At 43.3% G+C, this 12992-nt stretch carries 11 protein-coding genes; 7 read left to right on the forward strand and 4 right to left on the reverse strand.

What is annotated here, in order from left to right; genetic code table 11:
• Window positions 1-11: 11 nt before the first annotated feature.
• The 4 genes from vsple_RS20595 to vsple_RS20610 form a co-directional block, all read right to left on the reverse strand.
• Window positions 12-296, reverse strand: coding sequence for a sarcosine oxidase subunit delta (locus tag vsple_RS20595; RefSeq protein WP_261884273.1), 285 nt, complete (start codon window positions 294-296; stop codon window positions 12-14).
• Window positions 297-310: 14 nt separating this feature from the next.
• Window positions 311-1564, reverse strand: a complete 1254-nt coding sequence (locus vsple_RS20600) for a sarcosine oxidase subunit beta family protein (protein WP_261884274.1) — start codon at window positions 1562-1564, stop codon at window positions 311-313.
• A gap of 797 nt (window positions 1565-2361) precedes the next feature.
• Window positions 2362-3381, reverse strand: a complete 1020-nt coding sequence (locus tag vsple_RS20605; RefSeq protein ID WP_261884275.1) for an ester cyclase — start codon at window positions 3379-3381, stop codon at window positions 2362-2364.
• Between the two features lie 167 nt (window positions 3382-3548).
• Window positions 3549-4565 carry a nuclear transport factor 2 family protein gene (locus vsple_RS20610; protein WP_261884276.1) on the reverse strand — a complete coding sequence of 339 codons (1017 nt, stop codon included), beginning with the start codon at window positions 4563-4565 and terminating at the stop codon, window positions 3549-3551.
• Window positions 4566-4951: 386 nt separating this feature from the next.
• On the opposite strand from vsple_RS20610, the gene vsple_RS20615 reads away from it, so the two are divergent.
• The 7 genes from vsple_RS20615 (at window position 4952) to vsple_RS20645 (ending at window position 12972) form a co-directional block, all read left to right on the forward strand.
• The gene (locus tag vsple_RS20615) at window positions 4952-6079 is read left to right on the forward strand and encodes an ABC transporter ATP-binding protein (RefSeq protein WP_255232927.1); all 1128 of its coding nucleotides are present in this window, start codon (window positions 4952-4954) and stop codon (window positions 6077-6079) included.
• Between the two features lie 108 nt (window positions 6080-6187).
• Window positions 6188-7402 carry an ABC transporter substrate-binding protein gene (locus vsple_RS20620; RefSeq protein WP_261884277.1) on the forward strand — a complete coding sequence of 405 codons (1215 nt, stop codon included), beginning with the start codon at window positions 6188-6190 and terminating at the stop codon, window positions 7400-7402.
• Window positions 7403-7550: 148 nt separating this feature from the next.
• On the forward strand, window positions 7551-8576 hold the full coding sequence (locus tag vsple_RS20625) for a carbohydrate ABC transporter permease (protein ID WP_255232925.1): 1026 nt from the start codon (window positions 7551-7553) through the stop codon (window positions 8574-8576).
• A gap of 24 nt (window positions 8577-8600) precedes the next feature.
• Complete coding sequence (locus vsple_RS20630; protein WP_261884278.1) at window positions 8601-9833, forward strand: carbohydrate ABC transporter permease; 1233 nt, start codon at window positions 8601-8603, stop codon at window positions 9831-9833.
• A gap of 18 nt (window positions 9834-9851) precedes the next feature.
• A complete protein-coding gene (locus vsple_RS20635; RefSeq protein WP_261884343.1) occupies window positions 9852-10826 on the forward strand; it encodes a nuclear transport factor 2 family protein in 975 nt (324 codons plus the stop codon).
• Window positions 10827-10983: 157 nt separating this feature from the next.
• Window positions 10984-12000 (forward strand): nuclear transport factor 2 family protein, encoded by a 1017-nt coding sequence (locus vsple_RS20640; protein WP_261884279.1) that lies wholly within the window; start codon window positions 10984-10986, stop codon window positions 11998-12000.
• Between the two features lie 576 nt (window positions 12001-12576).
• Complete coding sequence (locus vsple_RS20645) at window positions 12577-12972, forward strand: DUF2391 family protein (RefSeq protein WP_261884280.1); 396 nt, start codon at window positions 12577-12579, stop codon at window positions 12970-12972.
• Window positions 12973-12992 lie beyond the last annotated feature (20 nt).

The raw sequence follows: 12992 nt of genomic DNA on the forward strand, positions 1-12992 counted from the left end.
CTTAGGACTCCTTAACCTGCAACCAATGAAGGTTGCTCTCCAATCTTGTACACTTCCTTGATTTCGTACGTTTGAGTATCACGTGTTATGTTAAAAAACTTACGACAGCCCGCTGAGTGCACCCAAAGCTCATGATGAAGACCACGAGGGTTTTTACGAAAGAATAAGTATTCTCCCCACTCTTCATCAGTACAGTTATCCGGGTCTACCGGACGAGATATATGCGCCTGGCCTTTTGGTTGAAATTCTTCTTCTTCTCGAAACTCACGACAGTGAGGGCAATAAATCAAAAACATAAATTTTCTCCCTGTTAATGCGCTACGCCCGCAGCACCGTGTTCATCAATCAAAGCTCCAGAATTAAAGCGGAACATAGAAAATGGTTTTGCTAAGTCATGCATTTCACCTTTAGCCAAACTTGCAGCGAAAACGTTGCCTGAACCAGGTGTTGCTTTGAAGCCACCAGTTCCCCAACCACAGTTAAAGAATAAGTTTTTCACTGGCGTTTTAGAGATGATTGGACATGCATCGGCAGTCGTATCCACTATGCCTCCCCACTGCCTGTTCATTCTGACGCGAGAAAATATTGGGAACATTTCGATGATGGCTTGTACTGTGTGCTCGATAGTAGAGTAAGAGCCACGTTGCCCGTAGCCATTGTAGCCATCAATACCCGCACCGATTACCAAGTCACCTTTATCTGACTGACTGATATAACCATGAACGTGATTCGACATAACTACCGTATCTAAGATCGGTTTGATCGGTTCCGATACTAGTGCCTGCAATGGGTGAGACTCTAATGGCAAATCGAATCCAGCCATCTTCGCCAATACACCAGAGTTACCCGCGACCACGCAGCCTACTGTGTCAGCCATGATATTACCGTAACGATTAGTCTTAACACCTACGACTGCTCCATCTTCGATTATCATATCGACAACTTCTGTTTGCTGAATGAGGTCAACGCCCATGCTATCGGCACCACGAGCGTAACCCCAAGCAACCGCATCGTGACGAGCTACACCTGCATTTTCTTGCCATGACGCGCCAAGGATCGGATATCGAGTGTTAGTAGAACAATCCAAATGGGGCACAAGCTCTTTTACTTGTTGTGTATCAAGTACTTCACCTTGAATACCGTTTAGACGGTTGGCTGCAACACGACGTTCAATATCACGCATATCCTGTAGGGTATGTCCAAGGTTCAGACAACCGCGACGAGAAAACATTACGTTGTAATTTAGGTCTTGTGATAAGCCATCCCACAGCTTCAATGAATGTTCATACAAGAATGCTGCTTCGTCCCATAGGTAGTTAGAGCGTACGATTGTGGTGTTACGTGCTGTATTTCCCCCGCCTAAATAACCTTTTTCTATAACAGCGACGTTGGTAATACCGTGTTCTTTTGCTAGATAATATGCAGTAGCCAAACCATGACCACCGCCACCGATAATAATTACATCATATTTCTTTTTTGGAGTAGGATTGCGCCAAACACTTTGCCAATTTTCATGATGTGAAAATGCGTGTTTAATTAGCCCAAAACCAGAATAATGCTGCATTTGTCTGTTCCTTCATTTCAGCTAAAATCAATGACCGTTTTAGAACTCTTGGTATGCAGGGAAGTCACGGCATAGTGCCTGTACTTTGCTTCCTACTTCTTCAATCGAGATCATCGTTCCCTATATTACGTTTCGATGTTTCGAGTAGCGTTGACCATGTATTATCCTTTAAATTGGTTGCTACCATTATTATTTTGGCGTTAGGTTCTTTAAGAATTATTAAACTAAGAGCCACAACTAAAATCCAAATAAAGCAACATTATGGTAACCAAATCGAAACTCTTGGCTTGCGTAATCACGACAAATCCATCTAATTTGCGACATCGTTTAAATGACTTTTTAATGCTATTGATGACGTTAAAATACAGATCATCAAAAAAGTAGTTCTGTAACTACGTTGAAACCCAAAAATAAAAACTTGATTACTACTGAACATATTTTACTAATCATGACAAATAATTAGTAATGTACTGAGAGATAAATAAGGCGCTAGATACTTTGCTCTTAAATAATAACGAACTTTAATTTCTATATCCGTTTTCTGAATTAGGTCGTACTATAAAAACAGTTAGCGGGACTGATTTAATTATTATGAAAGCAGAGAGAGGATGTAAGGCTCACCCTCCCTAAATGATCATCCCGTATAGGATAAAATTTGGGGGTCGCTACGCTGGCTATCAAAATATCTCAGCTAATAGCTGAGCCGGGTAACCAGATTGATGACTCTACGAGACATCGACTAGTAGTCGGTAGAAAGTGAACCGTACTCGAGGCTGATTACCCAACTTAGATAACGGTTATTGGGACAAATAACCGAAGCGAGATTGATTGAGTTCACGCATACGAGCGAATACGTCAACACCCAATTGATTGTAAACATCGAGAATATCAACCAGTACCCAGTTTTCTCGAATTAACGGGCCTTCACAACGCCAGAAGTCCAAACTACGCATCGTGATCTCTTTGTCACTTGGCGCAATACCAAGCCAGCCATCACCAGAAAGCGTCATACTCATACCTGGCCATGCAGTGAAGGCTACGTAGTTATTTTCCGCAAATAATACGCCATTTCCCCAGATGGTGGTTCTGTCTGGCATCGCATTTAAAAATGGGATCTGATGGTGTTTTCTAAAACCTTGAATCCCACGCGCCGTGCCAATGGTGGATGGTCCATACCAGCTACAACGTGGGTGCCAGTAGGATTCAAGTCCCATTGCTTTGGCACCACCTTCAGCATGTTTGAGTAAGCCATGAAGCATATTGTTGACGACGTGAAAGGTTTCTTGTGTCAATCCTTCATTTGGTTCACCTAGCATCACGCCATCATGAGTTGCTGGTGACGGGACATGCCACTCTCGGCCGAGGCTCGGAGAGAGTGGCCATGATTGAGATTGAATCATAAGCTCAGGAATGTCCCATAGTGCTTGAATTTCCACTACCTGTCCGCCTTCAATGCGATAAAATTCATGAAATCGCATCGATACTTGTTTACCGGTAGGGGGAATATCAAGCCAAGGCTGTTCAAATGTTCCGGTGTAATAGCCACCGGCACCAACCCACTCGTCGCCGTTGGCTTCATTAGCCATCAAAATGTAAGTCCGCTTTTCAAGATCAGGAATCGCAGAAATAAGTGGAGCGAAAACTTGATGGTAGTATTCGTTTGGTCCCTGTAACGTTTCAAAAGGGAAACACATCTGCACAATGGCATCAGGCGCTAAAGTTTCGTTTAACAAACGAATAAAATGTTCTGGCTCATGATCATAAAGTGCTTCGTTAAGGGTGTGAATTAAAGCCTTATTCGATGAATACGTTGTCATTCGTTACTCCGTTATAAACTCTTACAGTTACGTGACATTAATAACCAATTATTATACCGGGGTTTTTGGCGCCCATTTCATAAACTATCGTTATTAATGCTGGATGTGATTTGCAATATATTGAATCAATTGGAACTTATCTTAATTGGATTCGTAGTCAGTCTCTTTTAAATTTCTTCCACTAATTCATTCGTCGATTTGGGAAGTTTATCGAGTAAATTAACTCCACACTGTTGGCCAAACTCAATGAGGTCAATAAGCACCCAGTTTTCATGAAGTTTGTCATCTCTTCGAACGTAGAAGTCCATGATGTTCATACCTATTGCACCACCAGTAGGTTGAAAGCCTCTAAACGGTTTGCCTGTGAAGTGACCTTTCAAACTTGGCCAACCAGTAAAGGCTGCCGTTAAACCATCAGCGATACGAGCTCTGTGATAACCGCCGGTACGACCTGGGAAGCTTGCGACCGATGGCCCTTGAGCATACTTTTGAAACTCTTCAAATCCGTAACAAGACCCGACTCCCCACGGTCCATGCCATACCATGTCTTCATGCCAAAAATCAGCCATTCCCATGCTGGCAAGTTGGCTACCCTTTAGTCGATTACAGCCGCCTAGCATATCTTCGACAAGCTCAAGCGTTTTCCTTGATTCATCAGGATCTTGGTCTTCATAACACAAACCATTATCTAAAGCAGGCCCGGGTGCCACCTCACTTCTGCCTTCAAAGGGTGGTAACAACGGGAAACCGGCTTGTGCGGATAGTCCGAGAATGTCAAACAGGCAGAGTATTTCTACAATCTGCTGATCAACGACCTTATAAAACTCGCCAAAGCGAAACCGTACGGGTTGTTTAGCCGGTGGGATACCAACATAAGGCGCTTGCATTGTTCCAACAAACTCCCCTGCTGAAACCACCCAAGTCCCACCTTCAAACTCACCACCTAAAAACAGATAATCTTTGCGCTGTATTTGTGGAAATGTTCTCGCTAATGGCTGATAAACGCTTTGAAAAACTGCTTCAACTCCGGAGAGTTGTCCAATCGGCTGTGGGCCGTAAAAGTCAACGTCGTTAGAGAAGGCTGCTTTGTTTGGCAGAAGATATTGTGATTCCGGATGAGCGAGATGTTTCCAAAGCTGCTTGATGAGCTTTTTGGCACTTTTTATTGATGGTGAAGTAGACATAGATTTCTCCGAATGGATGTTCGTCTATTGAGTAGAAAAGTTTAATGAAGAATTGATGGATACCTATCCACCGATAAGCTAAGTAATCTTTACTCACTGAACTGCAATTTGTAAACAACTTGTTTCACTGATTACTGTTATTATTTATCGGCCATTTCTTTAACTAAGTATCAATAAAATTAACAAAAATAGCTTTAAACCCCAGAATATAACCATGTAATAGACTTAATCTCTAAAAATTTGCTTTTTTCAAGACTGTAATTCAATGGCTATTTTTTGCTCAAAGTCTCATTATTCACAACGTACCTATTTTTAAATTTGCATTCGTATTCATAATGTGAAAAGTTTTAATAAACTTGTTGCAAATATGTTACTTCGGAGGAAGTGTGGCTAGAATACAACTGAAATCCCTTACTAAGAAGTGGGGAAAAGTCTACGGTGTAAACGACGTCAATCTAGACATTAAAGACCAAGAGTTCGTGGTTTTTCTTGGGCCGTCAGGATGCGGTAAGACAACAACGATGCGCATGATTGCGGGCTTGGAAGACCCTTCAAGTGGGGAAATTCACATTGGAGATCGCGTGGTTAATGAACTTGATCCCAAGGACAGAGACGTCGCAATGGTATTCCAAAGCTATGGTCTGTACCCCAACCTCACCATCTACGAAAATATTCGTTTTCCACTTAAAGTTCGAAAAGTTGATGCTGCGACTCACGATGAAAGAGTTAAGCGTGCAGCAGAAATGGTGGAGTTAGGGGATCTTCTTGATCGTTATCCTAGAGAACTATCGGGTGGGCAACGACAACGTGTAGCCCTCGCACGAGCTGTTGTACGTGAACCTACCGTATTCCTGATGGACGAACCTTTATCCAACCTAGATGCCAAGCTTAGAGTATCAACACGCGCTCAATTGAAGCATCTTCAGCATGAGCTAAAAGTCACCACCATTTACGTTACCCACGATCAGATCGAAGCAATGACACTTGCTGACCGAGTAGTTGTAATGAATGGTGGAGAGATTCAACAAGTAGGTACTCCAACCGAAATTTATAACAACCCCGCCAACGTATTCGTGGCAAGTTTTATAGGCTCACCTGCTATGAACTTGGTCGAGGGCACCATTAAAGACGGTGTCTTTGAAGCAGAGAATATCCGTATCAGTGGCTTAAGCACAGAGGTGACGGGTGACGTTATCTTGGGTTATCGAGCAGAGGATGCGCAAGTTACAGAACATCAAGCACTCAATTCTGTACCGCTTTACAACAGCTACAGCGAACTTGGGTCAGCGGCTCGAAAACGCCAAGAGTTTGAGCCTCAGATTGCGGTCAGCGCACCGGTTTATAGTATGGAACTGTTGGGTGATGCCACAATGGTGACGGTTAAAACGGGAAGTGCACTGTTTGCGGCGAAAGCCGATAAGCATTTCAGAATTGATATCGACCAGCCGATTAGTTTTGAGCTCGATGTCTCGCATTGTCATCTATTCGACAAACAAACCGGTCAAAGAATCTAGTTCTAATCCAGATAAGTATCAGCTTGATGATGGACGCCTTCAACTGGATATATTGAGCTTTTACTTATCTAGATTGGCGGGACGAACAGAAAAATAAAGGATTTTATAATGTTTAAAAGAGTTTTAGCCGCGGTTGCCATTAGTTCATCTTTGCTAGCGACTTCCGCGTACGCTGACTGTGGTTTTACTAACGAGACAGAAGTTAAGTCACTCTCTGCGAGCTTTCAAGCGTGGAAAGTGATCACGAATGAGATGCAAAAATGCGGCAATGTATCTGCTGAATTAGATAATGAATTTAAGATTAAACAACCTGCAGCATTCGCAACTCAACCTTCACTTTATCATATTGCAGGGGTATCAAACGAAACGATTCAACCCCTACTCAATGAAAAAACGATTCGTCCATTAGACGATTTGGTAGCCAAATACGGACAGCATTTATCACCAAATCAATTAATTAAAGTCGATGGAAAAATCATGGCGATTGCGATGATGATTAATAGTCAGCACCTCATCTATCGCCAAGACATTTTGGATCAGCTGAAAATTCCGACTCCGACCACTTACGATGAAGTTCTATCAGCAGCGAAAAAGATTCGTGACGCTGGGATTATGGAATACCCTTTAACAGGCACCTATAAAACAGGTTGGAACTTAGGGATGGAGTTTACCAATTTATACATGAGTTATGGTGGTCAGTTTTTTGATGAATCAAACCAACCAATGGTGAATAGTGAAGCTGGTAAGCAAACCCTGACTACTATGAAAGCGTTGACAGAATATATGGATCCGGAATATCTCATTGCCGACTCCACGCAGGTTCAAAAGAAGTTACAACAAGACAAAGCTGCCATAGCCAACCTCTGGGCATCACGCGCAAGTGCCGTCGATGATGAAGCCGAATCTTTAGTCGCGGGTAAAATTGCATTTGCCGCCGCACCATCTGCTGTCCCTGGAGGTAAACCCGCTGCTACCTTATGGTGGGATGGCATGACTATCGCCGCCAACATTAGTGATGAAGAAGCTGAAGCCGCATTTCGCACTGCCATATCGACGCTAACACCTGAGATGGCGAACACCAATAGCACAGTGGCGACATGGCTTGTTAAAGGTTACAAACCAAGTAAGTATTCAACGGGTTCAATTGCTAATGCCCAAAGTGGCACACCTGCTTATCCTGCGTCAGTACCTATGGGAATGATGCAAGCAGCCTTAGGTACAACAGTATCTAACTACCTAGTTGGTGACACATCCCTTGAACAAACCTTGCAAGAAATTGAATCTAAATACCTGACGACCGCTAAGGAATCAGGACTACTGTAAGACTCAAACGCTACCTCGTCGTTTTTTAGAGGTAGCGATTCCATCCCCTGTTCGGTTCTAGAATGAACTTCCGTTTGCGCTTAACTAGCCGCACCGGAGCTAGTATACGCAGGTGATGTCAGGACGACGTACATTTCAGGAGAAAGTAATGCGACGCAGTACCTTTCTGGCATTTATTGCCCCTTCAATTTTTATGATGGTGTTTTTTATTGCCGCACCACTGGTGAGTGTTTTTTGGCAAAGTCTACATGTGACCAAGCCTGTTTTTGAAGAAGTGAAAATTGAAAAGTGCTCCCCAGGCTTTATGGAGCAAATCTGTACCACCGAAATCACAAGCCGACCAACATTTGATAGTGAAGGTAAACCAATTCAAGTTACCGAATTTGTTGGTCTCGATAGCTATCGAGAGATGCTACAGCCAGAACGTGTTGTGGCTGCATTAACCGGAGAAGGTGAAAGCATATCAAGTATATTTTCCATCGACTTCTACAAAGCACTACGCTTTACCCTAACTTTTACCCTCATCACCCTGCCGTTGGTACTTGGTTTAGGATTGGCATTGGCGATTGCGGTTCACAACACCGTTAAATCTTTACGTGGCCCAATTATCTTTATCTCGTTACTGCCGTTTATCATAACGCCTGTAATTGGTGCGCTATCAATCCGTTGGTTGTTTGTCAGCGATGGTATTTTGAGTGCAGGGATTAATCATTTGCTGGGTTATGAGTTTGCGATGTTTGCACAATCGTGGACCATTGAAATACTCATGATGTTTTATCGTGTATGGCATGTGGCTCCTTTTGCTTTCATCATTTTCTATGCCGGGTTGCAATCAGTCAATCAAGACACATTAGATGCTGCGATTGTTGACGGTGCTTCACGCTGGGAACGCACACGCTCGGTCATTATTCCCCACTTAATGCCGCTCATTATTTTCGTTTCGATGGTGCATTTAATGGATGCATACCGAGTGTTTGAAGAAGTGATCGGGTTTAGCAGTGAAGCTCATGTGATTTCATTGCAGTGGCTGACGTTTGACCTACTCACACCGGACAACACGGGTAACCGTTCGATCTCGCGTGCTTCAGCTTCTTCCATGCTGACTCTAGTGGGCATTGTATTGCTGCTGATTCCAGTACTACAACGTACTTGGCGCGATCACAAACGTAGTTAGTCTAGAAATTAAAGGATTTAATTCATGATTATTTCAGAAGTACCACGAGCGTTTCGTCAGCCTCTTAGCTTGAAATTGACCACGAATACACTTTTAGCAGCCTGGGTTTTAATTGCTTCCTTCCCATTGGTGTGGATAGCGGTAATGTCGTTCAAACTACCAATGGATTCATTTGCCAATAATCCATTACAAGTATTGATGGGTTTCGAAACCTTGCAGAGTGTCGGTGGAATATCGACATTTCAAGTGATGCTTTGGGCAAGCTTTGCCTACCTTGTGTTCAAAGCGCCAGCCAAGTATGGTACCAAGTTAGTGGACTATTTATCGACCAGAAGTGACACACCACGTCCACAGTGGATAAGCTATTCACTTGCTTCAGCTGTGTACGTTCTAGCGATTGTAATCGGAGCATTTGTTGTGATTCCTGCTATGAACTTTATGGCGACATTTACGCTCGGATCGATCCCTTTCATTGGTGGTCTAGTAGAACCGATCATTGGTTTTACTTGGCAACACTATCAAGCAGTATGGCTAGAGAATGGCTTTTACAATCAATTTACGAACTCAATGATTGTTACAGCGGGTGTCGTTTGTATATCGCTATCGATAGGTACACTAGCAGGCTATGCGTTGTCCCGTACCAATTCAAACTTGGCTTTCTGGCTTTTGATAATCGCCTTGATCTTACGCGCGCTGCCTCACTCAGTACTCGTTGCGGGCTACTTACCAGCATTTATCAATTCAAGCGAGATCTTAGCACCGCTATGGGAGAGTGCTTGGACAGGATGGTTCTTCGGACTGTTTAGTGACGCTGCGCCAACACTTTATGGTAAACCAATGGCGATTATCATTGTGCTTGTCGCCATCAACCAACCATTCACAATTTGGATGTTACGCTCATTTTTCCAAAATATCCCGCAAGATCTCGACGAGGCAGCAATGGTCGATGGTTGCACTCGCTTTGAAGCCTTCCGACGTGCTGTACTTCCAGTCGCCTGGCCTGGAATCATCACTGCAGGGCTATTCTCGTTCCTATTGGGGTACAACGATTTCCTTGTAACCTCGCTACTATTGGACGCCCAGTCACAAACTATGGTGCCAGCAATTAGCCAATATTTTAATCGAGAAACCACAATGACAGACCAAGTAGAGGCGGTTGCCGCTGCAGTGTCAATTACAGCACCTCTCTTCTTGTTGGTTATCGTGTTCCAAAAACAGATTGTATCGGGCCTAACTCAAGGCGCAGTTAAAGGTTAATAATAACGGTGGAAGAATATTGAAATGAAAGGCTTTAATCCTAAATGGAAAGATTTTCCAGATTACATTATTGGTGTAACGAAAGAGATTTGGGAAGATCGTGGTGTGCATACACTAAAACACTATTATGCACCCGATATTATCGTTCGTTCACCAGCTTCAGTAGTACAAGGCAATGAGGGCGTCATTGCTGCGACAATGTCGACTTTAGCTGAATTACCCGATCGCCAACTCTTTGGAGAAGATGTCATTTGGACAGGTACTCCCGAGCAAGGCTTGCTTTCATCACACCGTTTGTTGTGTACCGCAACACATAGCCATGCGGGAGCTTATGGTGCACCTACGGGAAAATTAATTAAGTACAGAATTTTAGCGGATTGTCACGCTATTAACGATCAGATTAATGATGAATGGTTGGTGAGAGACCAAGGTGCTATAGCGCTTCAACTTGGGAAAACGCCAATGGAGTACGCAAGCGAACTCATTGAATTGGAGGGTGGACTGGAGCGCTGTGTTCAGCCCTTTACACCTGAGATAGATGTTCAAGGACCATACCAAGGTGCCGGCAATAAAAGTGAATGGGGTGAGGCGTATCGAGATACGTTGACACGCATCATGCACGCCGAGTTTTCGGTGATTCCAACGGTTTACGACCGAGCTTGTATCGGTGAATACGCTAGCAATCGAACCGCACTATCGCATGGCGAAATAGACCATTTCTGGTTGAGCTTGCGCTCGAGCCTACCCGACGCTGAGTTCAAGATTGAGCACGTGATGGGCAATGACGATCCGATGATGTCGCCAAGAGCCGCTATTCGTTGGTCGTTGCAAGGTACTCACAGCGGTTACGGTTTACTTGGTAAACCAACTCAGCAGCCAGTGTATATAATGGGGATCTCTCATGCCGAGTTTGGACCTTGGGGTATTCGCCGCGAGTACACCTTAATTGATGAGGTAGCGATTTCCAAACAGATTTTACTTGGGCTGGGTTAAAACGGCTCAATGTGAAAACAGCTTCAACTGGGAGAGGTAATACTCTCCCTGTCGCTGATGATTCGCACAAACGCTCACTTCCACAGAACTTTTACTCCCACAATCCATTAACTTCCACAAACTTAATACTTTCATAAACTTGAGACGAGAAAGGGATATGTCTAAATTTCAAAATGCAAAACGTATTGTTCGAGCCTACTTTGACGCTATTGAACAAGCAAGTCATGAAAACGTGGTCAATGTACTTAAGGAACATACCTCTGAAGATTATGTTTTTCGCGGCGTCTACCCATTCCGAGAGCAAGAGGGTGCGCAGGCAGCGGCAGAGGTATTTTGGTCGCCACTAATGAAATCAATAACGCGCATGCAGCGTCGCCAAGATATTTTCATTGCTGGCGAAAATGAAGTTGAGAGCGATGAAGTGTGGGTTATGAGTATGGGCCATTTTATGGGACTCTTTGACGCCGAGTATTTAGGGATTCGCCCAACCGGGAAAATCATGAATATCCGCTATGCAGAATTTAGCTGCGTAGAAAATGACAAGATAACAAAAACAGGTCTGTTCATTGATTTATTGGGTGTAATGGATCAAGCCGGCTGTTACCCACTACCTCCATCTACAGGACGACACTTTGTTTATCCGGGGCCAAGAAATCATGATGGTTTACTGTTTGAAGATGCTAAACCGGAAGAAGGCGTTCAGACACTAGCGCTTGTGAACCAGATGGTGGATGACCTTTCAACACTGAATGAAAGTGGTTCTATGGGCTGCCCACCTGAGGTTTTAGAGAAAACATGGTCTAAAGATATGCTCTGGTATGGACCTTGCGGAATTGGTGCAACTTATACAATTCCGCGTTATCAACAACAGCATCAACTGCCATTTCGACAAAACCTTAAAGATAAGACATTTAATGGGCACGTTTGTCGATTTGCCGAGGGAAAATTCGCCTGTTTCTTTGGTTGGCCTAACCTATCCAACACACCGATAGGTGGTTTTTTGGGTATGACGGGCGGCGAAACGCGAGCTCATATGCAAGTCGTGGATGTGTATTATCGAGAAGACGATAAGCTGTCAGAGAACTGGGTTCTGATCGATCTCCCATACTGGTTAAAGCAGCAAGGGTTAGATGTACTCGAACGAACGGCTAGTATTATGAACCCTAGTTACTAAATAAAAGTGCTAAATAGAGAGTCAAAGCAACAAAAATCTTGCTCTGAGCTTCACTATCACAGGCTTAAGTGATTCACTAAGAACGTCGTTGTTTAAATGTATGTACAATGACCGACCTAGAATTACGAAAGCCTGTGAAATCAATCGCGTGATCGATGGTGAGATAAGTACGACAAGTTACTAACGTTTTCCAAATATTCTCAAGTGAAAAGCCAGGTCATCAATCGATAATAATTACCTTCACTAAAATACTCTCTTGAATAGTCAACTTAGAGTAAAGACATTTAGTTATAGTGCGTTAGTTCGCATTTATCGTCTCAGTTATTTATTCAATTTGATTATTTGTTAAGGCGTTTAGGTCATAACCAGAGACTTATTAAGATACCTACCAAGCATAACCTATGAGTGTAACCGTTCATTCGTGGCTTTTTCTCAGTAGACTGATTGAAACATGCTTTTCCTCATTTATAACGAAAACTCATCTGTTTTAAAGAGTTACACGAGCAAGACCCAATTCCTACGGTATACTAATCATAGTAGTTTCACCAACAAACATGCCAATACTTAGGAGGTTGCGTGTCAAAGAGTTTTAACCTTGAAGATGCCGGACAAATTTTTGTTGGCGCATTTGCTCTCGCTGTGCCTATCTCGTTTTCTGAGGAAGCCTGGCAGTTAGGAGAAAGTTTACCTACGACCAACCTAGCGTTACTTTCTCTCCTATCATGCCTGTTCTTATCAATTTATGCTTTTGAGAGTGTTTACCAAAGAAATATCAGCGGCAGAGTCATAGAATTTGTATTGCGTATCACGATTGCCTATATATTGACCATGATGGTCGTCGCTTTAGTACTACTGTGCATTGATAAACTTCCTGTAATTGATTCTCCTTTGGTCGCGTTAAAACGAGTCATCGTTATCACCATGCCAGCATCAATGGGCGCCATTATTGTTGATGGTTTTGATAAGGAATAAATGTGGTTTCAATGACCAAG

The organism is Vibrio pelagius, assembly GCF_024347575.1.
Taxonomy (GTDB): domain Bacteria; phylum Pseudomonadota; class Gammaproteobacteria; order Enterobacterales; family Vibrionaceae; genus Vibrio; species Vibrio pelagius.